Raw genomic sequence first — 24,142 nt, forward strand, 5'->3', positions numbered from 1 at the left:
AGGTTAACAACGCCGATAAGTATACGCCGATCGCGCCGCTTGCGCCGGGCTGCCCGGCAAAAAAGCCGCGCAGGTCAAAAAAGACCGCCCTGCGCCGTCATTGCGGCTGCAACAGGGCCGCCACTTGCCAGCGCATGTCCGCCGCCAGCTGCACCAGCATGGCGCCGCGGCGGCGCGCATCGGCGCGTTTTTTCGACGGCACCAGCTCCAGGTCCGGCATCCGGCAAGGGCCGCATGGCAGGCGGTAATTGCCGTCGCCGGCAGGCAGCGCATGCAGTTCGCGCCACGCCAGGTCGTAATCGCACGAGATGTGGCGGCGCCGGCGCCAGTTCAGCGCGATGCGGTTGGCGTTGCTGACCAGGTCCAGGTGGCCGCAACCGAAAAAATCGCCCAGGTCGCGCAAGGCGGCCACCATCAGGTTTTTCGGTCGGCAGCCGTGCAGCGCCCGCGTCGCTTCCTTCACCGCCTGCGCGCCCGCCTGCGAGCGCAGTCCCTGCAAGGCGCCCAGCTGGATGACGGCGCCGCCGGGCTGGGGACGGAACAGGAAACTGGCCAGGTACAGCGACACGCCGTCGCGCGTCAGGCGCAGGCACAGTTCTCCTTCGCGGTGGCTGTCGTGGATGGCCGTCAGCTGCAGGCGGTAGATGGCGCCATCCTTGCCCTCGATGGCGGCCAGCACCAGCGCGCGGCGCGCCGCGTATTCCACCAGCGGCCGCGCGCCCGCCTGCCACAGGAAGCGGTAATGCCCGCGCAGCAGGTCGACCCTGGCCGCGCAGCCAAACTGGCGGCTGGCGTAGGGGCGGTAAATCTTGTACAGCAGGCTGGGATGGGCGTGCGCCAGCGCCGCCAGGCCAGGCGTGCCTGCGACAAAGGCTTGCCAGCGCGCGCGCTGCAGCGGAAACACCAGGGCGCCCAAGGCGGCCTTGAGGCGGTGGCCATGCTGGCGCAGTGGCGCCTGCTGCGGCGCGGTGTTGTCGCCGGCGGCGGTAAAAGTATGCATGCGAACGGCTCTACGACGGGTCTGGACAGGCAAGCCGCGACAGGTCGCGGGCAGCCCGGGACAGGCGGCTGCGCGCACGCAGCCGCTCTACGCCGGGTAGAGCGGATGATAGGGGGAGGCGAAAACGAAGGGGGTTACAAGTTGGTAATGTCGACCTGGCGCCTGGCGCGCAAGCACATTATTGTATGGAGCCGGTTACCGGCCTGAGGTCGCGCTTGAGCCGCTGCAGCAGCCAGCGCCGTGCCGGCACTTCCAGCAAGCGATAGCTCATGCTGCTGACAAAGAGCAGGATGGCGGTGAAGATCGCCGCTTTCATCATGTAGGCCGATATGCCCGTCCCCGGAAACATCAGGCGCAGCGGCTTTTGCAGCATCATGGCCAGCGGCACATGCAGCAGGTAGATGGCATAGGAGCAGTCGCCCAGGAAGGCTGCTGCCCGGCCTTCGAGTATCGCCGGCCGCTGCCTGGCGGCGAGCCATACCGTCGTGGGCAGCACGCCCATCACGAAGAGGCCCAGCGGTATTACATCGGCGGTATCACCCACCGCATAAAAGACGGCAAACACGCCAAGCGCCAGGGCTGCAAAATAGGCCAGTATCAAGGCATGCATCCGGCAATGGAACAACAGCAAACCACCTGCAAAGCCCAGCAGGCCACGCAGCAAGCCTTCGTGGACGTCATCCGACTCATAGCCGGCCAGATAGCGGTTCATCCAGACAGCGAATCCCCACAGTAGCAATGCCGAGCAAAGGTGCACGGCGAGCTTCCAGCGCAAAGTATGCATGCCCATGCGGATGGCAAAGAACCAGATCAGATTGATGGTCACCTCGACGAAAATCGACCAGCTTGGTCCGTTCAAGGGAAAGGTAGGCCCATCATCCTGCAGGCATGGCAGCATCAGCGCATTGGGCACGAAGCATGCGATGTTTGCCGACCCGGTACCGATGCGGCTCTTCATCAGGGTGACGGCGAGGGCTGCCAGTAACGCGACGGCGTACAGCGGATACAGTCTGGCAAAGCGGTTATACAGAAAGTCCCTGAAAGGCATGCCAAGGCAGATGCGCTTTTCATAGCTATGTGCCATGACCCAGCCGGAGAGGATGAAAAAGAAGTCGACCGCCAGGTAAGCGTGCGTGATCGTGAAACCAAATATGACCGGCAAATGATACACGGCGACCAGCATCGCGGCCAAGCCACGCAAGCCATCGAGGGAAACGATACGGCCACTGAAATGGCCATTCTTCATGCCAGCACCAGTCATGCTTACTCCCGATATCCATCTGTCGAACTGGCACACCGCGCCAGCAATGAGGACCAGGCAGATATGGCGATCACTTAATGCAGCCGCACGAAGACGGGCAGGATCTGCCGCCAAAGGGCTACGCCACTAACAGTAGCAAAATTATATCATAATGTTTTATTAAAAAGTAAATATGATAACAGTTATGCCGTCAAAAAAAAACGGCGGACAACAAGGCGGGGTTAGCGGGCAATAAAACCGGCAAGCCTGAAGCGCAGCCGCAATCCCGGCGCCGCATCCTCGATCTCCAGGCTGCCGCCATGCAGGGCCGCGATGGCGGCCACGATGGACAGTCCCAGGCCGTTGCCAGGCAAATGGCGGCTCTTGTCGAGCCGGTAAAAACGCTGCGTCAGCTTCGGCAACTCCTCTGCCGGCACGCCGGGGCCGTTGTCGCGCACGGCCAGCCAGCTGCCCTGCTCATCGCTGCCAGCCGACACTTCCACCGTGGCGCCCTGCCCCGCGTACTTGATGGCGTTGTCGACCAGGCTGGCCAGGGCGCTGCCCAGCAGGTTGCGGTCGCCGCGCGCCGGCACAGCCTCGCCATACATCTGCACCAGCAGCACGCCCTGCTCGTCGGCCGTCGCTTCATACATTTCCACGATGTCGGCGCCGATCTGGTGTAGGTCGATGTCGTCGAAATTCTCGGGACGCATGCCCGATTCAGCCGCCGCGATCTGCAGCAGCTTGTCGAACACGCGTGTCAGATCGTCGATGTCGTCGATGGCCGCCTGCGCCACGCTCTCGTAGCCGGCCACGCCCTGCTGCTGGCGCAAGGCGCCATCGAGCTTGTTGCGGATGCGTCCCAGCGGCGTGCGCAGGTCGTGCGCGATGGCGTTCGACACGTGGCGCACGCCCTCCATCAGGTGTTCGATGCGGTCGAGCATGCGGTTGATGTCGCGGCTCAGCAAGCCGAATTCATCCTCGCTGGACACGGGAATGCGCCGGCTCAGGTCGCCCGCCTCGATTTCCCCCGCCGTGCGGCGGATCTGCCCGATGCGCGCCTCGAGCTGGCGGCGGAACAGCCAGGCGCCCGCCACCACCAGCACGATGGCCACCCCGCCACCGTAAGCCAGCGAACGCAGCACGAGGGCGCGGATCGACTTGCCCTCTTCCATGTCGCGTCCCACGAACAGGCGCGCGCCGCCCGCCAGGTCACGGATCAGCATGCGCGCGGGCACCCTGCGCCCTTCGCGCGTGACGTCGCGGTGCAGCAGGCGGCCCACGGGGCTGCCCGCGTCGGGCCAGGATGACAGATTGCCGGCCACGCGGCGGCCATCGGCAGCCACCAGTAAAAAGATCTCCGTGTCGCTGTCGGTGCGGTCGGTGAGCAAATGGGCGATTTCCGCCGTCGTGCGGCTGCTGCCACCCTGCTCGTACAGCACGGCGAGGCGCTCCGAGAGCAAGGTCAGCTTGCGGTCCACGCTGCGGTCAAGCACGCCGATGGTGCCGAAATAGAACACGGCGCACACGATGCTGATCGACACGACCACCAGCACGCCATAGCCGAGCGCCAGCCGGGCCGCGATCGAGCGGTGCAAGTTACGCACTGTCGAGCACGCCCAGGGTGTAGCCGACGCCGCGCACCGTGTGGATCAGCGGCGGTGAAAATTCCTTGTCCACCTTGGTGCGCAAGCGGCTCACCTGCACGTCGATGACGTTGGTCTGCGGGTCGAAATGGTAGTCCCACACGGCTTCGAGCAGCATGGCGCGCGTGACGGACTGGCCCTGGTGGCGCATCAGGTATTCCAGCAGGCGAAATTCGCGCGGCTGCAGGGCGATTTGCCTGCTGGCGCGCGTCACGCGCATGGTGCGCATGTCGAGCACCAGGTCGGCCACCTGCAGCTGCGTCGATTCGGGGACGGGCGCGGCGCGGCGCAGCAGCGCCTCGATGCGCGCCAGCAGTTCGGCGATGGCGAACGGTTTCGACAGGTAATCGTCGCCGCCGCTGCGCAGGCCGCGCACGCGCTCGTCGACGCTGGACAGGGCCGACAGCACCAGCACGGGCGTGTTGCGGCCCATGCCCCGCAGGCGCGCGACGATGGCCAGGCCATCGATCTCGCCGGGCAGCAGGCGGTCGAGCACCAGCGCATCCCAGTCTTCGCCGCAGGCCAGGCGCATGCCGTCGATGCCATTGTCGCAGGCGGTGACGTCGTGGCCAGCCTCGCGCAGGCCGGCACAAATGTAACGGGAAGTTTCGGCTTCGTCTTCGATGACCAGGCAGCGCACGGGGGATTCCTTGTAAGATCAGGCAGCAAATACGCGCAGCATACGCCAGGCGCGCGCCACTTGCCAGCCCCGGCGTCCAGGATCGGGCAACCCATATAGCAGTATTCGTGCGCGCCGGGGCGTGCGGCGAACGTTGACGGGGTCGGGTACAATACAGCCTCGACAATGTTTGGCCGCGCCCGCGCGCGCATGTTTTATCAGCGCTTCCCGGCTTGCCGCGGCCAGCATCGCCACCACTGCCACTAACGAACATCAGGCGCGCCTGGCGCGCGCCACAGACCAATACAGCCATGAAATCGACCCAATCTCTCGCACTGGCGCTGGCCATGGCCATCACTTGCGGCAACGCCGCCGCAGCAGACACCAAACAAAGCATGCTGTTCGATGAAATCCCCATCGGCAGCTGGAGCACTTCCGCCGAACTGGGCGCCATCACCACCTCGGGCAACACGGTCGGCACCTCCGTCACGGGCAAGATCGACGCGCGCCAGGAACTCGACGACTGGAGCAACCAGTACATCTTCAGCGGCTACTTCAAGGAAGACGAAACGACGAACGACGAAGGACAAAAGATCCGCGAACGCTCGGCCGAACGCTTTTCCGCCTCCGCCAAGGCCGCCTACAAGCTGATGGCCGACCATGAAAAACTGTTCGTGCTGGCCTCGCACGTGAACGACAAGTTCGGCGCCTACACCAAGTACTCGACCCTGGCCGTCGGTCACGGCTCGCGCTGGTACCAGTCCAGCGACAAGAGCGTCGACGTGGAATTCGGTCCTGGCTATTTCAGCGGCACCAATGACGCGGGCGAATCGGAACACGGCCTGACGGTGCGCGGCGCGGCCGCCATGAAGTGGAAGATCAGCCAGTCGGCCATGTTTACGCAGACGGTCAGCGTGGAACGGGGCACCTCGAACACCCACTCGATCGCCGAAACGGCGCTCAGCACGAAAATCAACGGCACCATGCAGATGAAGGCCGCCTTCAGCGCCCGCAACGATACCCGCGTACCGGACGACAAGAAGAACACGGATACGCAAACCTCGCTGACCCTGGTCTACTCGTTCTGAGATGCCGGCCACGCTGATGCGGCGCTTGCGCCTGGGCGCCCTGCTCTGTGCCGCGGCGCTGCTGAGCGGCTGCGCCGCCGTCACCGTCAGCGCCATTTCTCCAGCCGACTACCTGCAGCAGCGGCGCGGCGACATCCTCACCACGGGCAAACTCAGCGCCTCGGCCAGCGAAGTGCTGCGCATCATCGGCAGCGACATCGCCGCCTGCGAAGCCAATACGGGCAGCTGTCGCGCCGACCTGGCCCGCTCCGAGCTGCTCAGCGACGAACAGCGCCTGGCAACCCTCTCCGAATTGTGGCTGGAAAGCGCCCTGGCCGAAGAAAAACAGGGCGGCCACCCCAGCGCCGAGCTGCTGGCCGCGTGGCTGGAATCGGCCCGCTATGCCTACGCCTACCTGTTCTACACGACGCGCACGCCGGGCCAGCGCGCCTTCGAGGAACGCCAGACGCAGATCCGCGACTACTATAACTATGCCGTGCAAAAGGCCGTCGGCAACCTGTTCCGCCACCGCGGCGAATACCGCCCGGACGGCCATGTGATCCGCGTCGCCGGCTGGCAGATCGACAGCGAACTGTCTGCCCTGCGGCTGCCCGCAGACGGCACCCTGCCGGAAGAACTGCTGCCGGCCACCTCGCTGACGTTTTCCGGCCTGCGCAATGTGTACCGGCGCGACGGCTTCGGCGCCGACCTGGTGGCCGTCATGCCCAAGCCCCCGGCGTCGACAGGCGACTATGTGCCGTACCAGGAAACCCGCTTCCCCGTCGTCACGGCGCTGATCCGCTTCGACGGCAACAGCCTGCAGGAAGTCCTGGCCACGCAGCAGCTGCTGGTGATGCTGGTCGACCCGACGCGCAGCGAATCGACGCGCATGGCAGGCCAGGAACTGCCCGTGGCAGCCAACTTCACGGCCGGCTATGGCCTGTGGCTGGCCCGCTCCGGCTTCGGCGTGCAGGCGCTGCGCACCCTGTTCGGCCGCGCCGACGGCATTTCGCGCCCGCAGGTGCACCTGATGCAGCCCTACGACCCGAACAAGCGCACCATCGTCATGCTGCACGGCCTGGCCAGCAGCCCGGAAGCGTGGATCAACGTGGCGAATGAACTGATGGGCGACGAACAGCTGCGCCGCCGCTACCAGATCTGGCAGGTGTACTACCCGAGCAATGCGCCGCTGGCGGCCAATAACGCCGCCATCCGCAAGGCGCTCGCCGCCACTCTGGCGCAGTTCGACCCCGCTGGCAAGGCGGATGCGGCGAACGAGATGGTCTTGATCGGCCACAGCATGGGCGGCGTGCTGGCGCGCCTGATGGTGTCCGACGCCAGCAACACCCTGCTCGACGCCATCACGGAAGAATACAATTTGAAGGGCAAGAAGGCGGAAAAAGTGCGCGCCGGGCTGGCGCCCTACCTCAATTTCACGGCCATGCCGCAGGTCAACCGCGCCATCTTCATCGCCGCGCCGCACCGCGGCACCTCGTTCGCCAACCACAAGGTGGCGCGCTGGATCGCCAATCTCGTCACCTTGCCCATCACCATGCTCGACCAGCTGTCCGACGCGGCCGGCAGCCTGGCGCAGCTCGACACGGGCAGCAGCGAGCCGCTGCGCATCCCCAACAGCATCGATAACCTCAGCGACAAGGACCCGTTCGTGCGCCTGGTGGCCGACCTGCCCATCAGCCCGAAAGTGCGCTACTACTCCATCATGGGCAACGACACGCCGGACCTGCCGCTGGCCGAATCGAGCGACGGCGTGGTGCCCTACGCCAGCGCCCACCTCGACGGCGCCCTGTCGGAAAAAGTCATTCCGTCCTGGCACAGCGTGCAGGAAAGTCCGCAGGCGATTCTGGAGATACGGCGGATCTTGCGGCTGCCGGACAGCCTTTAACCGCCATTAAGCCACAGCGTCCAGCGCAATGCGGGCCACGGCCAGCGCCGTCTCCGGCGGTGTGCCATCCTCCAAGTGCCAGGCGGCCGATAGGCCAGCCCATGCGGCCACCCACGCCAGCAGACGCGCGCGATCAAGGCCAGCTTCATGGGCGATCAGCGCCACCTGCCGCTCCAGCCGGCCCGGCGCCGTCGCCATCGCCTCATCCGGATTGCACAGCACATTGGCAAAGTCAAAAACCCGCTCACCCACATAACCTTTCGGATCGATGGCCAGCCAGCCGCGCGCACCACCATCAAGCACATTCTCGTGATGCAAGTCGCCATGCAGCACGACGATATCTTGCGGCGCCGTCAGCAGTTCGCGGGCCACGCCGTAGCAATCCGAGAACACGCCGCCGTGCAGCGGTGCGGCGGCAGCCAGCGCGGCGAAACAATCGGATAAGGGCGGTAGCGCCGGCGCCATGGGCCGCGCTGCATGCAGGTGCGCGGCCACCGCGCACAGGATGCGCGTCGCAGCCGCATCGCCCGCCTCGTCCGAGCGCGCCAGCCCGGTCAGCGAACGAAGCGAAATCACCCGCTCCAGCAGCAGGACGTCATCATCCGGGGACGAAGCCAACACCTGTACGGCCCCGTCGCCATCCCACCAGCGCAGCACGGCGCCAGCGCGCCGTTCATCGTCGCCAGTCGACAGCTTCAGCATGGCCGGCTGGCCACCGTGCAACACGGGCAGCAGGCATGCCGCGTGCGTGTGCAAGGGCACACCATCGGCTTGCAACGACCATTGCCGAAGATAGTCGGCAATGCGGTTCTGGTAATCCATGGGTAGTCCTGTGATGACGGTCAGGACGCCACTATAAGGGAGATACGCAAATGCTGGCTGATCGGCCCTTATGGATACTCGCCCGGAATACAGGAATTTCTCCGATGATAAAGTTGCGAAACATGAGAATCTTGTATATGATGTTCTTTACTATGCTTCCGCCTATAGGTCATCATGAATGTATTGTCGCCATCTGAACTGTTCTCCGCCATTGAACGCCAGGCATTGAAAAATGCTTTCGAGCACTTGCGCGCCCTCGCGGCTATCGAGCAGGAAAGTGGCATTCTGGCCCAGATCAGGCAGGCACGCCTGCTTGCGGGGCAATCGATGCAGCGCTTGCGCGATTCCTATCTGCGTTTTTTTGAAGCAGTGGAAAACGCCAGAATGGCGACGGAAGGTGCGCGGCTCAAGCACATGGTGCGAAAATACTATGTGCAGCTGTTAATCAAGCGCGACAAAGACCGTTTGCTCGTGGCGACATTGCAAAAACTGCTACATTGCGTACCGACTCAAGGCCTGGTGCTCTCCGGGCGGGTTTGGCGAATTACAGCAACGCATCCTTCGATCGCACCACCCGCCTTTGCCTGAGGAAACAAGATGACACCGAATCTGGATTACGGCGTTCTGACTCCCGAGCATCGGGAATGGACAGACAACGACCTTCGAGTGATTGAACAATTCTCGCAGCTCGTGGCCGCGCGCTTCGATATCCTGGCGCAAGGTCCCGAGCGTAGCCACATGATCGATCTGGCCAAGCGTGCGCTGAATGAAGCACGCGCTTCGCTTGGGGCCACGCCGTCTGCGATACCGGTCCAGCTTCCCGTGTCAAAACTCAAGGTTTCGGATGTGATCGAACAAGGATGGGTGGCGCTTTCGCAAGCGTCGCTGTATCGCGCGGTGGATAGCAAGCGGTTTTATTGCGTGACACCCAAAGGGCGCAGTATCGGCAAGGAGTTTCCGGCTTGGCAATTTGTGCAGCCGGTGCCGGAACTGATCGCGCCGGCGCTCGCCATTCTCGCCGACCAGCCGAGTAGTGAAATTCATGCCTTCTGGATCAGCAGTGCCGATGAATTCAACGAACTGTCCCCGGCAGAAATGCTTGCAGGCAAATCGTTTGAAACGCGGGCCGACATCCACCCCAGTCAGCAGGCGCTGCTGGACTTGCCAGCACGCGAAAGGCTACGCAAGGTCATTGCGGCGGCAACGTGGCAGCACAGGGGCATGGCCGATATCATAGGCTAGCATGGCGCATCAACTGAACGAAACACCCGTCCCGCCAGAAATGGCGGCACACTTGCCAGCGCTCGAATCGCTGCGCACTGAATTATTAAGTAATGTCGTCACCCTTCAATCGGGCCAAGCCTTGGTACGCGCGGCGTGGAACGAGGCCTCCATCTGGCCCGCGAAGGTCGAACGCACATATCGCTTCGGTCCACCCGCCGAGTTGGCTGATCCGAGCGGCTTCCCCTATCACTGGGTGTATGCCGCGGACGATATCTACACGGCGGCCTGGGAAGCACAGCTTTGCAGTAACGACGTCACGCGCCCGGGCACCTTTTACATCGCTCACAATGCGAAACAAGCCCTGATAGCGACGCTGTCATTCAGCGCTCCGCTGCGATTGTTCGACCTTACAGGTCCTGTCGCCAGCCGGTTGGGTATTTATGACCGCCTGTACAGTCCCGACCACGACTGGTGCCAATGGCTGGGCTGGCAACTCGATCAGATCATTGCACAGGAGGCAGGCGCGATTCATGGCTTCATCTATCCGTCGCGTCGCCAGCCAGGCAAATTCGCTTATGCTCTTTCCTCGCGTTACATGGAAATGCTGGGTAGGAACATGGCGCGCTCGCATCTGACGTTCGGTGACAGCCCTTCGCATGCACGCCTGCTTGCCGACCGCCTGCGCGTGGACCCGCCCTGAGCTGATACGCCCTACGCCGGCTCGCGCCACTTGTCCTTGATCTCCAGCATGGCCGGCAGCTGTTCGATGAACAGCGCCAGCAGCGCGGGATCGAAATGCGTGCCGCTGTCGCGCTGCATGGTGGCGATGGCCTCTTCGATCGTCCAGGCGCGCTTGTAGGGGCGCTCGCTGGTGAGCGCGTCGAAGACGTCGGCGATGGCGACGATGCGGCCTTCATGGGGGATTTCTTCGCCTTTGAGGCCTTGCGGATAGCCGCTGCCATCCCATTTTTCATGGTGCGTCAGGGCGATGGTGCGCGCCATTTTCAGCAGTCCGCCCGCGTGCTCGCCGATGATGGCCGCGCCGATTTCCGCGTGGCGGCGCATGACTTTCCATTCTTCCGCATCGAGCTTGCCCGGCTTTTGCAGGATGGCGTCGGGGATGCCGATCTTGCCCACGTCGTGCATCGGTGCCGCATTCAATAAATCTTCCGCCCTGGCCGCGCTGTAGCCGGCCGCCAGTGCCAGCTGGCGCGCGTAATAGCTCATGCGGATGACGTGCATGCCCGTCTCGTTATCCTTGTACTCGGCCGCCTGGCCCAGGGTCTGGATCACCTGCAGGCGCGAGCGGCGCAATTCCTCGGCGTCCACCAGCGACAAGTGCGTGCGCACGCGGGCGCGCACGATGGGCGGGCTGACGGGTTTCGTGATGTAGTCGACGGCGCCGGCGTCGAAGCCGTCCGCCTCGTCCTTCACGTCGCACAGGGCCGTGACGAAAATGACGGGGATCGACGCGGTGGCCGGCATGGCCTTGAGCTGGCGGCACACTTCGTAGCCCGTCATGGCGGGCATCATGATGTCGAGCAGGATCAGTTCGACGGGGTTGTTCTGCGCCAGTTCCAGCGCCTTCTCGCCATCCTTGGCATACAGCAGGCGGTAATCGTCCTGCAGGATCTGGCGCAGCACCTGCAGGTTCGTCGCTTCATCGTCGACCAGCAGCAGGATCGGTTTGTCTTCGTGTAAGGTCATCGTCAGTCCAATATCAGGAAAGGTCGGCAGGCGCAGGTTCTTCCAGCCACGCCAGCAGCTGGCGCAGCACGCCCGCGGCGCGCGCAAATTCAAAGTCGTCGATGGCGCTGGCCAGCGCCTGCAGGCGCTGCTGCTGGCCGTGCGGCGCCAGGATGGCGGCGATCTGCGCCATCAGGGCGTCGTCGAGCTGCCCGCCCTCCAGGCTGGCGATGGCTTGCCGCAGTAAGACGCCGGCAGCTGGCGCATCGAGGGGCGCGCCGGCGGGCGTCGCGCCCATGGCCACGGCCGGCATATTTACCTCTTCCAGTTCGCCGGCCAGCGCCATGAAGGCGGCGGCCAGCTGCACCAGCAATTCGGTGGCCGGCAGCTGGCGCGCGATCGCTTGTTCGATGCGTCCCAGCAGGCTTTCGACCTGCACCAGGCACAAATTGCCCGCCGCGCCCTTGATACGGTGCAGCAGGTGGCCGGCCACGCTGCCTCCGCCGCGTTCCAGTTCCGCCGCCAGCATGGCGGCGCAGTCGCCATTGGCCTGCACGAAGCGGCCGATCGCCCGCTGCAAGGCTTCGCGGCCGCCCCACAGGGCGATGCCGCGCTGCCAGTCGACCTGGCCGGCGGCCACGCGCGCCGCCGCGCCGGCGGCCGGCGGCGGCATGGCCACGGCGATATCGAGCAGGCGCGCGATTTCCGCCGTCAGCTTGTGCATTTCCAGCGGCTTCGAGGCAAAGCCGTTCATGCCCGCCGTCTGCGCGGCGCGGCGGTCCTGTTCCAGCACGCTGGCCGTCAGGGCGATGATGGGCGTCGCCTTCAGGCCCTGCTCGCGCTCGTACACGCGGATCAGGCGCGTCGCTTCCAGTCCATCCATGCGCGGCATCTGCACGTCCATCAGGACGATGTCGAAGCTGCCCTTGCTGAACTCGCGCACGGCGCTCTCGCCATCGCTGGCGGCGATCACCTGGTGGCCGGCCGCGCCCAGGCTGATCAGGAGCAGCTCCACGTTCTGCGGCACGTCGTCTGCCGCCAGGATGCGCAGCGGCGGCAAAGCCGCCACGGGCTGCTCGCTGCGGCGCGCCACGGCCTTGCCCGGCGCCAGCGGCAGCAGCACGTGGAACACGCTGCCCACGCCCAGGGTGCTTTCCACCGTGATGGTGCCTTTCATCAGTTCGACCAGCTGCAGCGAAATCGTCGTGCCCAGGCCCGTGCCGCCAAAGCGGCGGCTCATCGAGGAATCGGCCTGCGTAAATGGGGCGAAGATCTTGTCCAGGCGGTCGGCCGGAATGCCGATGCCCGTGTCGTGCACGGCGATATGCACTTGCTCGCCCTGCATGCCGACGGCCACGCGCACATGGCCCACTTCCGTGAACTTGACGGCGTTGCCGATCAAATTCGTCAGCACCTGCTGCACCCGGCGCGCGTCGCCCAGGAAGAACTGGCCCATGCCCGGATCGACGTCGACATGCAGCACCAGGTCGCGCGCGTGCGCCGTGACGCGCAGGGACGCGGCCACGTGGTCGACCAGGTCGGGCAGCGAAAAATCCACCAGTTCCAGCTCGGTGGCGCCCTTTTCCAGCTTGGCCGTGTCGAGGATGTCGTTGAGCAGTTCGAGCAGGGAACGGGCCGACTGGCGCACGGTGCCCAGGTGGCGGCGCTGCAGGCTGTCCAGGGCCGTCCCCAGCAGCACTTCCGTAAAGCCGATGATGGCGTTCATCGGCGTGCGGATTTCATGGCTCATGTTGGCCAGGAAGCTGGTCTTCGATTCGGCGGCCAGCTCGGCGCGGTCTTTCGCCGCGCGCAGGTTTTCCTGCATGGCGCGCCGCTCGCTCACGTCGGTGGCCAGCTTGACCACCTTGAACGGCTTGCCGTCCGTGTTGAAGATCGGATTGTACGAAGCCTGTATCCACACTTCGCGGCCATCCTTGCCGATGCGCTTGTACTCGCCCGTATTGAATTCGCCGCCCGCCAGGTGCTGCCAGAACGCGATGTAGTCGGGCGAGGTCACGTGGGCGGGTTCGCAGAAGATGCTGTGGTGCAGGCCCAGCACGTCGTCGAGCTGGTAGCCGACCAGGTCGAGGAAGTTCTGATTGGCCGCCAGGATGCGCCCCTGCAGGTCGAATTCCGCCACGGCCGTCGCGCGCGAGATGGCTGTCACCTTGCCTTCGTATTCGGCGTTGCGCAATTCGCTTTCCGTGATGTCGAGGATGACGCCGTCGATCCAGCGCACCACGCCGTCGTTGTCGAGCACGGGGCCGCTGCTTTCGCGCACCCAGCGCTCGCGCCCGTCGCGGTGGATCAGGCGGTAGACGTTCTCGAAGTCGCGCTTTTCGCCGGCCGCCTGCACACAGGTGTCGTTGACGCGCTGGCGGTCGTCCGGATGCACGAGGTCGAACAGCCTGACCCGCCCTTCGATGAAGTCCTGCGGCGTCCAGCCCGTCAGGTTGAAGACGGCGTCGCTGATGAAAATCATCTTCCATTCGGGCGCGAAGCTGCAGTGGAAGGACACGCCGGGAATATTGCGGATCAGGGTACGGTACTGGCGCTCGCTGTCCTTGAGCGCCTGCTCCATGCTGCGCGACGAGCGCATGTCCGTGACAAACGCCACGAACAGGGGCTGGCCCGGCGTATCGATCTTGCCGATCGCCACGCGCATGGGCAGCACGGTGCCGTCCTTGTGGCAGCCATCGAGTTCGCGTCCACTGTCGAGGATGCGCGAAGCGCCCGTTTCCAGATAGTCGCGCAGATAGCCCTCGTATTCGGCCGCGTCGGCCGGTTGCAGCAGCACGCTGGCGTCGCGCCCGACGATCTCCGCTTCGCGCCAGCCGAACAGGCTTTCCGCGGCGGGATTGAAGGAGCGCACCTTGCCCTGGCCATCGATGGTAATGAGGCCATCGGCCGCCGTGTCGACGATGGCGCGCAGGCGCGATTCGCTGGCGCTGGCGTGGCGCAGCAGCTGGCGGTAGCGCAGCAAGCCATTCGCGGCGGCCACGAAGACGGTCAGCGTGACGGTGATCAGGGCCACGGCCAGGGCCACGAACGAGGCTTGCACGGTAATCGTATTGTCGCCCGCCGTGGGCGTGCCGGAAAAGCGCGCCGCCAGCATGCCCGTGTAATGCATGCCGGAAATAGCCAGCCCCATGACGACACTGCTGGCAAACAAGGACGCCAGCGGCCCCAGCCGCAAACGCATGGCGTTCAGGCCGAAGCGCACCCACAGCGCCAGCATGGCCATGGTGACGGCCACCAGCAGCGAGAGCACAAACAGCCAGGGTTCGTAGCGCAGGGCCAGCGACGTCTGCATGGCGGCCATGCCGCTGTAATGCATGGAGCCGATCCCAACTCCGACGAGCACGCCGCCGACCACCAATTGCCGCCAGTTGATGCTCGGACGCGCCAGCAGGTGCAGCGCCACCCACGAAGCGGCCATGCCTGGCAGCATCGACAGCAGGGTCAGGCCGGGCGCGAAGGACACGCGCGTGCAGATATCAAAGGCCAGCATGCCGATGAAGTGCATCGACCAGATGCCGCCGCCGAGCGCGATGGCGCCCGTGATGATGGCCGTCTGGCGCTGGAAGCCGCGCTCGCTGCTGCGCGCCATGCCGGCGATCTGCAAGGCCATGAACGAGGCAAAAATGGCGATGCCGATAGAAAACAACACCAGCCAGGCATTGTGCGTGCCATAGATGTACGGCAAGGTATCGTTCGATACGGCAAAGATGGAACTCAGCATACTGTCGTGAACCGAATAGAGTGAAACGTGACGTCGCAAAACATGACGGCGCACCGCGCGCCGGCGCCGGACTTTTTAGTAAAGCGGCAACACAGCGAAAATGACAACGGCAGCAGTCGACCAGGGCAAGGCTCGGTCATCACGCCCGCGCCTGCCGCGCGGGGGAAAGGTGCTTTTTACAGAGGGAAAAAGCGGAATGCGTACGAACTCTGGCGCGGATATCTGGCCGCCAGCGTGACGATGATTTTTTAAAGAATCATGAGTATAGTTGCTTTGCGAACATATTCATAGGACTTCAGCAATATAGTTGTCAAAAGAAGAGTATTCCACAGCCCTGATGCGACAATTCCCGGCCGCTCAGCCTGGCGGCCACTTCGCGCGTATCGCGGAAGATTCCTGATAGGTGGGACCGGCCCGCACGGCGACAGGAATACCGGCCAGTTTGCAACGCCGGCTCAACTCGTCCTTGATCTGCCGCAACGACCAGCGCTGCGGCACGGGCAGATCCATGCCAATCACGCGAATCAGCGGGCAGTCGTCGAGGGTCGTGTGCAGCAACAGCTCCAGGCGCGCCATCGGTGGCCCGCCCCGGTAGACATTTACCGCGCCCGCGTAGGCGACTACCTCGAGCGCGCGTATCTGCCGCAGTTCCAGCTGCAGCGCCTTCTCATGGCCAGGCAAACGCCGCGCCACCCGGCGCAGCAACAGGCCGGCGTCGTTGATTTCGACATCAAAGGACAGATTGCGATCCGGCAGCAGGACCAGGCCGACGGTCCAGGCGGCCAGTGCCGGCAGGAGCAGCAGCACCGCATCGCCCGCGTATGGCACGTCGCGCCAGACGGCTTGCAGGACAAAGGCGAGGATCAGGGCGCAGCCGCCCAGCAGCACGCTGCGCCACAGCACGGGACGCAGATTGGCCATCATCGCTGCCTGGGAACTTGCATCGTCGGCCGGCGCAAAGCGTATCCATTCGGCGCGTGCCCCTTTGAGCTTGCGAGACGGCGCTGCGCTCAAGCGGTCGGCGCCAGCATGCCGCGGAACCACGCCAGCTGTTCGCGCGTCAGGTAGTTGGCACCATCGCCGTGCAGGATGACGATCTCGATCTCGGGAGGAATCGACGCGATCAGCTGCGCGCCCGTGACGGGAATCTTGGGAAAATTGATGCCGGCCAGGAAGGCCAGGTCTTCCGCCACCGTCACGCACTGGCGCTCGGGATTCGGCGACGGCACGAGGAACAGGTCGATCTGCTCGCTCTGCCCGCCGATCACGACGTGCAATTGCGCGGCCAGCAGTTCGGGCAGGATCAGCTCGATGTTATTCTCGGCGCGCGATTGCTGGAAAGCGCTTTTCAGGGGCGTGAGGACAGGCGTGGCGGACATGGGAACCGTGTAAAAGTGAAGACGGCGGCAGTGTAGCAGAGGCGCCCGGCCGGGCGCGCTCCGCTGACGTCACCCCTACAGCTTGTAGTTCAGGGACAGCAGCACGCTGCGCGGCGCGCCGTAGCGTTCCAGCCCGCCCGACCACGCATAGCCGAGGCCCTGGTGGTAGCGGCGGTCCAGCACGTTGTCGACGCTGACGCGCAGCTGCACCTGCTCGCTCAGGCGGTAGCCGGCCGTCAAGCCGACGATGGCGTAGCCGCCCTGTTGCGTCAGGTAGCCCGTGTCGCGGCGGTAGATCTTGTCCTGCGCGTACACGGAGCCGCCCAGATTCCAGCGCGCCAGGCTGCCGCGCAGCTGCACAGTCGTGTACAGCTTGAACAATTGCTTCGGCTCATCCGTGGCGATGCGCTGGCCGATGTTCGCCGCCACGCTGTCTTTCGTATATTTGGCCAGCACATAGGTGTAGCCGCCCGCGATCTGCCAGCCCGGCAGTGGCGAACCCGACAATTGCAGATCGACGCCTTCGCTCTGCACCTGCCCGGCCGCGCGGGCGCAATAGATGGCGCCGCCCGTGGGGCAATTGACTTCATCGGCCATCGCGCGGTTATTCTGCTTGATGCGGAACAGGGCGCCGCCGGCATTGAGGCGGCCGCCGAAGTACTCGCCCTTGACGCCCACTTCCAGGTTGGTGCCGCTCAGCGGCGGCAAGGTATTGCCGCCCACATCGAGCACGCTTTGAGGCTGGAATATCTGCGTGCCGCTCGCGTACAGGGAGTGATGTTGATCCACATCATAGACGAGGCCCGCGTACGGCGTAAATTTCGCGTTTTCCGTCAGGCCGCGCCGCCACGTGGGGTTGCTGGCATACCAGCCCGTCACGTCCTGCGCATACCAGCCGAAGCGCCCGCCCAGCACCAGGCGCAGCGGATCGGCCAGACTGAAGTTGCCGGCCGCATAAATTCCCTTCTCATCCGTCTTGCGGCCCCAGTTGTACGGCTCGAACGGCGCGCCGTTCATGCGGTAGGCATGGGGATTCCACTGGCGGATGTCGATCACGCGCGTCCCGGCGCCCTCCCAGCTCTGACCCGCATCCGAATCGTCGTGGCGGTAGCTGGCGCCGACGATGACGTCGTGCTGGCGGCCGAACCAGGTGACGGGGCCGCTCAGGCGCCAGTCAGCCACCACCTGATCCGTGTTGTACTTCCAGCCCGTTTCCGACTGGCCGAAGCGATAGATCTCGCCATCGATGCGGCTATTGGTGGTATTGCGCGTGCTGGACGAGGCATCGATGCGCGTGATGGCAAAGCGGCTGCGCCAGCCCTTCTCCAGCCTGGTTTCCAGGTCGGCGAAGACGACGTTGTTGTCGCGTTTCTGGAACGAGTCGGCATTATTCAGGAAGGTCGAGCGCGGCAAGTCCATGTGGCGGCCGTCGGCAAACGTCGGCAAGCCGACGAAGACGCCATCGGTGCGGCTGTGCTGGCGCGAAAAGCCGATGCCGGCCGTGGTGGACGGCGTCAGGTCCGCTTCGACGATCGCATACACGGTGCCATTGGTGTTGTTGACCACGTCGACGAAACTGTCGCTGTCGCGCCAGCTGGCCGCCACCCTGCCGCGCACGCTGCCCGAGGCGTTCAAGGCATTGCTGGCGTCCACCGTCAATTGCCGGTCCTTCCAGCTGCCCAGGTGAGCGGACGCGTTCAGCAGGGGCGTGGCCGTGGGGCGCTTGCGTATCATGTTGATGCTGCCCGACGGCGCGCCCGCCCCTTCCATCAAACCCGTGGCGCCGCGCACCACTTCCACCCGGTCGTACATCAGCATGTCGGCGGAAACATTACGCTCATTAAAACCTGTGACATCGAGCGGCAAGCCATCGACGTTGACGTGGCTCAAGGCAAAACCGCGGGCAAAATACGTGGTTTCCTGGTCGGACACGCCCTGGGTCTTGCCATAGATGCCAGGCGTGGCGCGCGCGACGTCCTGCAAGGTGGTCAAATCGAAATCTTCCATCTGCTGGCGCGAAATGACGCTGACCGTTTGCGGCGTGTGGCGTTGCGACAGGTTCAGGCCTGTGGCCGTCGACATCGCGCGCGCCGTATATAAACCCGTGCCTTCCGTGGCGCGGTCCGCCTCGGCGCTGACGACCACGGCGGGCATGCTGGCCAGGCCGCCATCGGCCGTGCTGGTCTTGATTTTTCGCAACAGGTAATTGCCATTGCCGTTTTCAAGCACTTCGAGGCCGCTGCCTTGCAGCAACGTTTGCAAGCCGGCCGCGACGCCATAACGGCCCTGCAAGCCCGGCGTCACCAGGCCGTCGAGCGCCACGCCCTGCGTGGACAGGTTCACGCCGGCGGCGATGGCAAACGAGGCCAGCGCATCGCGCAGGCTGCCGGCGGGAATGCTGTAGTCGCGTGTGCTGGCTGCCTGGCTGGCCTCGGCCGCCAGCGCCAAGTGCGGCAAAGTGGCGCCGGCGCCGCCCACGGCGAGAAACAAGACCAGCGCGGCGCGCACGGCGCCGGTGGTGGGATGGAGCGTCATGCGTGCTGCTGTCAACGTGCGGTGCTGCAAAGCCATGTAAACCCTTTCGATGGTTCGGATTGTTCGTTCTCTACCTTGTATGACGAAGCAATCTGCAAAAAGGGACAGGCAAGAAGTAAATTGGAGCACGTCGGCTTACGCCCTGCGGGCTAAGCCGACCTACCATACCCGACAGGCGTAGGTCGGCTTAGCGTGGCAAGGCCACGCGTAAGCCGACAAGCTCAAGCCGCCTCGACACTGATCCAGTAGCGCGTGCGGCGCGCCAGCCGGATCGGCAAGGCGCGCTGCAGCAAGAGCAGGATGTTCTCCGGGTCGTGCAACTGGAAGATGCCGTCCACGGGCATGGCGGCGAGCGCCGGATCGCAGCGCAGCACGCCATAGCGGTAGCGGGCCACCTGTTCGAGCACCTCGCCCAGCGGCATGCGCTCGGCGATCAGCACGCCACGCAGCCAGGCGTCCGCATGCGGCGCCAGCGGCGTCAAGGCGGAAACGGCCGCGTCGTCAAAACTGCCCTGCCGGCCCGCATCGACCCTGCGCAAGGCGTCGGAAGCTTCCCTTGGCCGAATCTCGACGGCGCCCTCGCTGACGCTCACCTGCGTACGCGGCGCCAGCACGCTGCCGCCCTGGCGCACGCTGAAGTGCGTACCGAGCGAGCGCACGACGCCATTGCTGCTGCGCACGAGGAACGGGCGCGCCGGCACGGCCCCGTCGTGCGCCGTAGCGACGTGGATTTCCCCGACATGCAAAACCACCAGCCGCGCGGCGCCGTCAAAGCGCACGTCGATGGCCGTGTCCGTATTGAGTACCAGTTGCGTGCCATCGGGTAATGTCATGTGGCGGATTTCGCCCCTGGCCGTGCGGATGGCCGCGCGCCACGCTTGCCACGGCGCCGACTGGCTGGCCAGCCACAGTGCCGGTCCGGCCACGATCAGCCCGGCAAGGCCATAGAGCACGGCACGCCGCTGCGGCGACTGCGGCGCCCCGTCCGCCGCCTGGCGCAGCACCGGCGGCACGCTGGCCAGGGTGCCGCACACGAGCTCGGCCCGTTTCCAGGCAGCTTCGTGCGCGGGATCGCTGGTGCGCCAGGCCTGGAAGGCTTGCTGTTCGTCAACGTTCAAAGGCCCCCCGTGCAAGCGCACCAGCCATTGCGCCGCCGCGCGGGCGGCGCGCGGGTCGATGGCAGCCGTGCTGGCGTTCACAGGATCAAGAGGATGCAGCGCTCGAACGCCTGCACCATGTAACGCTTGATGCTGCGCTCGCTCACGCCCAGGCGACGGGCGATTTCTCCATAAGCGAGGCCATCGACATGCGCCAGCAGGAAGGCGTTGCGCACCAGCGGCGGCAAACCGTCGAGCATGGCATCGATGCGCTGCAAGGCTTCCAATACCAGCAAACGCTCTTCCGGCGACTGCATCAGCAATTCAGGCTGCTGCGCCAGGGTTTCCAGCCACGCCTGCTCCAGCGACAGGCGCCGGTAATGGTCGATCAGCAGGCGCTGCGCCACGGTGGTGAGATAGGCGCGCGGTTCGCGCAGGCTGTGCCGGCTCTCGGGCGGCGCCGTCAGCAGGCGCACGAAGGTATCCTGCGCCAGGTCGGCCGCATAGTCGGCGCACTGCAGCTTGGCGCGCAGCCAGCGCATCAGCCAGCCGTGGTGGCTGCTGTAGATGCCTGCTATCGACTCGCTGGACTGCGCAATGTTCACTCGGGACTCCAATGCGCGCAAGGCAAGGCGCGACTAATTGATAATAATTCTCATTATCACAAATCCTGGCCTCCGGCGTCAATGCCGGCGCCTGCCTATCGATGGAAACCGTTGTTTCAGCGCGGTTGCCGGCTCTTAGCGGCTGAGATACAAGCTCTTCATGACCATGCCGCCGCGCATTTTCTTCGCACCCGGCGCCAACCCGGCGGGACAGGCACCGAGGAATACGCCCGCCAGTTCCGTGCGTTGCACCTCGGTCTTGCCGTTCAGTTCGATAGTGGTATCGGCGGTCAGGGTATAAGCCTTGGCCAGGTCGCCCTTGAAACTGCCCGCCAGCTTGGCGCCAGGACAGCTGGACTGGAAAGTATAGCTGTCGCCCTGGCGGCTTTGCGACGCGATCTGGCATTCCTGCTCGAAATCGCTCCACAAGTCGTCGTCGATCAGGCGGTCGCGTTGCTGATCAACGCAGATTTCCCAGGAAAACGGCGAGGTGGCGGGCGTCACCTTCCACAGCCCCGTGGCGCGCTGCAAACGCTGCGCCGGTTCCGCCGCCGAGGCGGACGTGGCTGCGCACAGGGGAAGGATCATCGTCAGGAGCAGTGTCGCGCTGCGTTTCATGGGCATTCCTTTTGGCTAAAAGTTTAAATATAGCAAAGAGGAACGCACGCAGGCCGCACGCTTAGCCGTGCATCCCGGGCCTGGCTGCCAATACGAAGGGAATGGCAAACGGCCCCAGGAGCACCACCAGGATGGCCCTGACAGCCGTAGTTTTCAAGGAGCGGCGCTTGGCAATGAAGAGGCAAACGAAAGCCGACAGCGACCAGATCAAGGCAGGCAAGTATTCAGTCATCATGCACTCCGGATGCGCCTTGCAAGGCAGGAGAACCATGCTGACACGGAAACGCGGGCATCGCAATGGCAGATTTGGCGTCTGCCATTGCGCCTGGCGGCCAGCGGCCTCTTTTTCAGCCGTTCTTAAGGCTGCAGGCAACTGGCGGCGGGCGAGACGATCAGTGCTGACCGATCTTCATGATCTTCAACGCATTCGTGCCGCCGACCTTGCCCATCGGCTCGCCCCAGGTCAGCACGACGGTGTCGCCCTTGGTCACGACTTTGTGTTCCACCAACAAATCTTCCGCCTGCTGCAAGACCTTGTCGCGGTCCGTGCCGGACGTCAGTTCCAGGGTGCTGACGTTGCGGTACAGGGCCAGCTTGCGGCGCGTGCCCACGCTCGGGGTCAGGGCCACGATGGGGATGTCGATGTTGCAACGGCTCATCCACAGGGCTGTGGAACCCGATTCCGTCAGGGTGGCGATCGCTTTCACGCGCAGGTGGTGGGCTGTAAATAGCGCGCCGTAGGCGATCGACTGGTCGATGCGCGAGAACGTGGCGTTGAGGAAATCGGCATCGAGCTTGCAGGTATCCCACTTTTCCGCGTCCAGGCAGATGGCGGCCATCGCTTCCACCGTTTCGATCGGATAGCGGCCCGACGCCGTTTCCGCCGACGTCATGACGGCATCCGTGCCATCGAGCACGGCGTTGGCCACGTCGGACACTTCCGCGCGCGTCGGCACGGCGTTGACGATCATCGATTCCATCATCTGCGTGGCCGTGATCGCCAGCTTGTTGGACGCGCGCGCCATCTTGATCATGCGCTTTTGCAAGGCCGGCACGGCCGCATTGCCCACTTCGACGGCCAGGTCGCCGCGCGCCACCATGATGCCGTCGGAAGCATCGAGGATTTCCTGCAGCGCTGGAATGGCTTCCGCCCGTTCGATCTTGGCGATCATCATCGGCTTGTGGTCCCACGCTTCGCCGGCGATATTGGCCAGCTGGCGCGCCATCACCATGTCCGTGGCGTTTTTCGGGAAGGACACGGCCACGTAATCGGCTTGGAAGCTCATCGCCGTCTTGACGTCTTCCATGTCTTTCGCCGTCAGGGCTGGCGCGGACAAGCCGCCGCCCTGGCGGTTGATGCCCTTGTTGTTCGACAATTCGCCGCCGATTTTCACGGTCGTGTGGATTTCGCTGCCGACGACCTTGTCCACCGTCAGGACGATGAGGCCATCGTTGAGCAACAATACGTCGGCAGCGCGCAAGTCGCGCGGCAATTCCTTGTAGTCGAGGCCGCAGCGCTCGATGTTGCCCAGTTCGCCGTTTTCGCCCCATTTCGCGTCGAGGATGAACTTGGCGCCGTTTTCCAGGAAAATCTTGCCTTCTTCAAACTTGCCGACGCGAATCTTCGGGCCTTGCAAGTCGGCCATGATGGCCACTTCGCGGCCGCACAGCGCTGCCGCTTCGCGCACCATGCGGGCGCGGTCGATATGGTCTTGCGCCTTGCCATGCGAGAAGTTCAGGCGCACGACGTCGACGCCGGCCTTGAACATGCGGACCAGGGTATCGATATCGTTCGAAGCGGGGCCGATGGTGGAAACGATCTTGGTGGCGCGTTGTTGTACTTGCATGGTCATGGTGTGCTGCTTTCTATAAAGTTCGTGCTGCTGCAAGGGCCGGCCTTGTGGGCCGGCCGTCCTGGTGCGCTGGATCAGCGCTGATTCTTGTTACTTGGCCGCCATCAGGGCGACCGTGGTGTCGAGCATGCGGTTCGAGAAGCCCCACTCGTTGTCGTACCACGACGACACTTTCACGAGGCGGCCCGAAACCTTGGTCAAGGTCGCATCGAAGTTCGACGAAGCCGGGTTGTGGTTGAAGTCGATGGAAACGAGCGGTTCCGTCTGGTACGTGAGGATGCCTTTCAGGGCGCCTTCCGACGCCGCTTTCAGCAAGGCATTCACCTCTTCCACCGTGGTATCGCGCTTGGCGATGAAGGACAGATCGACCAAGGAGACGTTGATGGTCGGCACGCGGATGGCGAAACCATCGAGCTTGCCATTGAGTTCCGGCAAGACCAGGCCGACAGCGGCGGCCGCACCCGTCTTGGTGGGGATCATCGAATGCGTGGCCGAACGGGCGCGGCGCAAGTCTTCATGCATCACGTCGGACAGCACCTGGTCGTTCGTGTAGGCATGCACGGTGGTCATCAGGCCCGATTCGATGCCGATGGCGTCGTTGAGGGGTTTGACTAATGGCGCGAGGCAATTCGTCGTGCACGAAGCATTCGAAATCACTGTGTCCGATGCCTTCAAGACATGCTGGTTGACGCCGAACACGATGGTGGCGTCCACGTCCTTGCCGCCCGGCGCGGAAATGATGACTTTCTTTGCCCCGCCCTTCAAATGCGCCGAGGCTTTTTCCTTGGTCGTGAAGAAACCCGTGCATTCGAGCACGACGTCCACGCCGAGTTCCCCCCACGGTATCAGGGCCGGGTCGCGCTGCGCGAAGACGCGGATGCGGTCGCCGTTGACGAGCATGTTCTCGCCGTCGATGGTGACGACGCCGGGAAACTTGCCGTGCACCGTGTCGTAGCGCGTCAAATGCGCATTCGACTTGGCGTCGCCCAGGTCGTTGATGGCGACGATTTCGATATCCTGCTGCTTGCCGCCTTCATAAAACGCGCGCAAGACGTTGCGGCCGATGCGGCCATAGCCATTGATGGCAACTTTGATGGTCATGCTGT

At 64.2% G+C, this 24,142-nt stretch carries 21 protein-coding genes; 6 read left to right on the forward strand and 15 right to left on the reverse strand.

The genetic code is table 11. The features are described 5' to 3' along the window. Positions 1-97 precede the first annotated feature (97 nt). The 4 genes from CSQ95_RS10150 to CSQ95_RS10165 all read right to left on the reverse strand — a co-directional run bounded on the left by CSQ95_RS10150 (position 98) and on the right by CSQ95_RS10165 (position 4,526). Positions 98-1,000 (reverse strand): DUF535 family protein, encoded by a 903-nt coding sequence (locus tag CSQ95_RS10150; protein WP_099409397.1) that lies wholly within the window; start codon positions 998-1,000, stop codon positions 98-100. A gap of 178 nt (positions 1,001-1,178) precedes the next feature. After that, complete coding sequence (locus CSQ95_RS10155) at positions 1,179-2,261, reverse strand: acyltransferase (protein WP_099409398.1); 1,083 nt, start codon at positions 2,259-2,261, stop codon at positions 1,179-1,181. Positions 2,262-2,482: 221 nt separating this feature from the next. Beyond that, positions 2,483-3,847 (reverse strand): cell wall metabolism sensor histidine kinase WalK, encoded by a 1,365-nt coding sequence (locus CSQ95_RS10160; RefSeq protein WP_099409399.1) that lies wholly within the window; start codon positions 3,845-3,847, stop codon positions 2,483-2,485. Then, positions 3,840-4,526 carry a winged helix-turn-helix domain-containing protein gene (locus tag CSQ95_RS10165; protein ID WP_099409400.1) on the reverse strand — a complete coding sequence of 229 codons (687 nt, stop codon included), beginning with the start codon at positions 4,524-4,526 and terminating at the stop codon, positions 3,840-3,842. Before CSQ95_RS10165 ends, CSQ95_RS10160 begins: the two co-directional genes overlap by 8 nt. Positions 4,527-4,816: 290 nt before the next feature. Between CSQ95_RS10165 and CSQ95_RS10170 the strand changes: the two genes are divergently transcribed. Beyond that, the gene (locus CSQ95_RS10170; protein ID WP_099409401.1) at positions 4,817-5,593 is read left to right on the forward strand and encodes a YdiY family protein; all 777 of its coding nucleotides are present in this window, start codon (positions 4,817-4,819) and stop codon (positions 5,591-5,593) included. A 1-nt stretch (position 5,594) separates the two neighbouring features. Next, on the forward strand, positions 5,595-7,475 hold the full coding sequence (locus CSQ95_RS10175; RefSeq protein WP_099409402.1) for a triacylglycerol lipase: 1,881 nt from the start codon (positions 5,595-5,597) through the stop codon (positions 7,473-7,475). Positions 7,476-7,481: 6 nt separating this feature from the next. On the opposite strand, the gene CSQ95_RS10180 is transcribed toward CSQ95_RS10175, so the two are convergent. After that, on the reverse strand, positions 7,482-8,297 hold the full coding sequence (locus CSQ95_RS10180; RefSeq protein ID WP_099409403.1) for an aminoglycoside phosphotransferase family protein: 816 nt from the start codon (positions 8,295-8,297) through the stop codon (positions 7,482-7,484). Positions 8,298-8,471: 174 nt separating this feature from the next. On the opposite strand from CSQ95_RS10180, the gene CSQ95_RS10185 reads away from it, so the two are divergent. The 3 genes from CSQ95_RS10185 to CSQ95_RS10195 are packed head-to-tail and all read left to right on the forward strand — an operon-like array spanning position 8,472 to position 10,221. Continuing rightward, positions 8,472-8,885, forward strand: a complete 414-nt coding sequence (locus CSQ95_RS10185; protein ID WP_143449932.1) for a hypothetical protein — start codon at positions 8,472-8,474, stop codon at positions 8,883-8,885. Between the two features lie 9 nt (positions 8,886-8,894). Next, positions 8,895-9,539 (forward strand): hypothetical protein, encoded by a 645-nt coding sequence (locus CSQ95_RS30025; RefSeq protein ID WP_257218010.1) that lies wholly within the window; start codon positions 8,895-8,897, stop codon positions 9,537-9,539. Position 9,540: 1 nt separating this feature from the next. Then, positions 9,541-10,221, forward strand: coding sequence for an RES family NAD+ phosphorylase (locus CSQ95_RS10195; protein ID WP_143449933.1), 681 nt, complete (start codon positions 9,541-9,543; stop codon positions 10,219-10,221). Positions 10,222-10,232: 11 nt separating this feature from the next. On the opposite strand, the gene CSQ95_RS10200 is transcribed toward CSQ95_RS10195, so the two are convergent. Beyond that, positions 10,233-11,228 carry an HD domain-containing phosphohydrolase gene (locus tag CSQ95_RS10200; RefSeq protein WP_099409540.1) on the reverse strand — a complete coding sequence of 332 codons (996 nt, stop codon included), beginning with the start codon at positions 11,226-11,228 and terminating at the stop codon, positions 10,233-10,235. A 13-nt stretch (positions 11,229-11,241) separates the two neighbouring features. Next, positions 11,242-14,949 (reverse strand): PAS domain S-box protein, encoded by a 3,708-nt coding sequence (locus CSQ95_RS10205; RefSeq protein ID WP_099409406.1) that lies wholly within the window; start codon positions 14,947-14,949, stop codon positions 11,242-11,244. Between the two features lie 27 nt (positions 14,950-14,976). Here CSQ95_RS10205 and CSQ95_RS29045 point away from each other — a divergent pair, with 27 nt between their 5' ends. Then, positions 14,977-15,201: a hypothetical protein gene (locus tag CSQ95_RS29045; protein ID WP_143449934.1), complete on the forward strand. Its 225-nt coding sequence runs from the start codon at positions 14,977-14,979 to the stop codon at positions 15,199-15,201. A 105-nt stretch (positions 15,202-15,306) separates the two neighbouring features. Here CSQ95_RS29045 and CSQ95_RS10210 read toward each other — a convergent pair whose 3' ends face one another. From CSQ95_RS10210 to gap, 8 genes are all read right to left on the reverse strand, one after another. Continuing rightward, the gene (locus CSQ95_RS10210) at positions 15,307-15,963 is read right to left on the reverse strand and encodes a hypothetical protein (RefSeq protein ID WP_143449935.1); all 657 of its coding nucleotides are present in this window, start codon (positions 15,961-15,963) and stop codon (positions 15,307-15,309) included. Then, on the reverse strand, positions 15,960-16,328 hold the full coding sequence (locus CSQ95_RS10215) for a hypothetical protein (RefSeq protein WP_070218459.1): 369 nt from the start codon (positions 16,326-16,328) through the stop codon (positions 15,960-15,962). The genes CSQ95_RS10210 and CSQ95_RS10215 overlap by 4 nt, the downstream gene beginning before the upstream one ends. 75 nt (positions 16,329-16,403) lie before the next feature. After that, entirely contained in the window at positions 16,404-18,863 is a 2,460-nt protein-coding gene (locus CSQ95_RS10220; RefSeq protein WP_257218011.1) for a TonB-dependent receptor, read from the reverse strand. 221 nt (positions 18,864-19,084) lie between these two features. Continuing rightward, positions 19,085-20,062, reverse strand: coding sequence for a FecR domain-containing protein (locus tag CSQ95_RS10225; RefSeq protein ID WP_099409409.1), 978 nt, complete (start codon positions 20,060-20,062; stop codon positions 19,085-19,087). Continuing rightward, positions 20,059-20,565: a sigma-70 family RNA polymerase sigma factor gene (locus tag CSQ95_RS10230; protein WP_099409410.1), complete on the reverse strand. Its 507-nt coding sequence runs from the start codon at positions 20,563-20,565 to the stop codon at positions 20,059-20,061. Before CSQ95_RS10230 ends, CSQ95_RS10225 begins: the two co-directional genes overlap by 4 nt. Positions 20,566-20,700: 135 nt before the next feature. Then, the gene (locus CSQ95_RS10235; RefSeq protein ID WP_099409411.1) at positions 20,701-21,183 is read right to left on the reverse strand and encodes a DUF3617 family protein; all 483 of its coding nucleotides are present in this window, start codon (positions 21,181-21,183) and stop codon (positions 20,701-20,703) included. 392 nt (positions 21,184-21,575) lie between these two features. Continuing rightward, the gene (gene pyk, locus CSQ95_RS10245; RefSeq protein ID WP_175444767.1) at positions 21,576-23,036 is read right to left on the reverse strand and encodes a pyruvate kinase; all 1,461 of its coding nucleotides are present in this window, start codon (positions 23,034-23,036) and stop codon (positions 21,576-21,578) included. Between the two features lie 90 nt (positions 23,037-23,126). Beyond that, on the reverse strand, positions 23,127-24,137 hold the full coding sequence (gene gap, locus CSQ95_RS10250) for a type I glyceraldehyde-3-phosphate dehydrogenase (protein WP_099409412.1): 1,011 nt from the start codon (positions 24,135-24,137) through the stop codon (positions 23,127-23,129). Between the last annotated feature and the right edge of the window lie 5 nt (positions 24,138-24,142).

Origin of the sequence: Janthinobacterium sp. BJB304 (assembly GCF_002735765.1) — a bacterium.
Classification (GTDB): domain Bacteria; phylum Pseudomonadota; class Gammaproteobacteria; order Burkholderiales; family Burkholderiaceae_D; genus Janthinobacterium.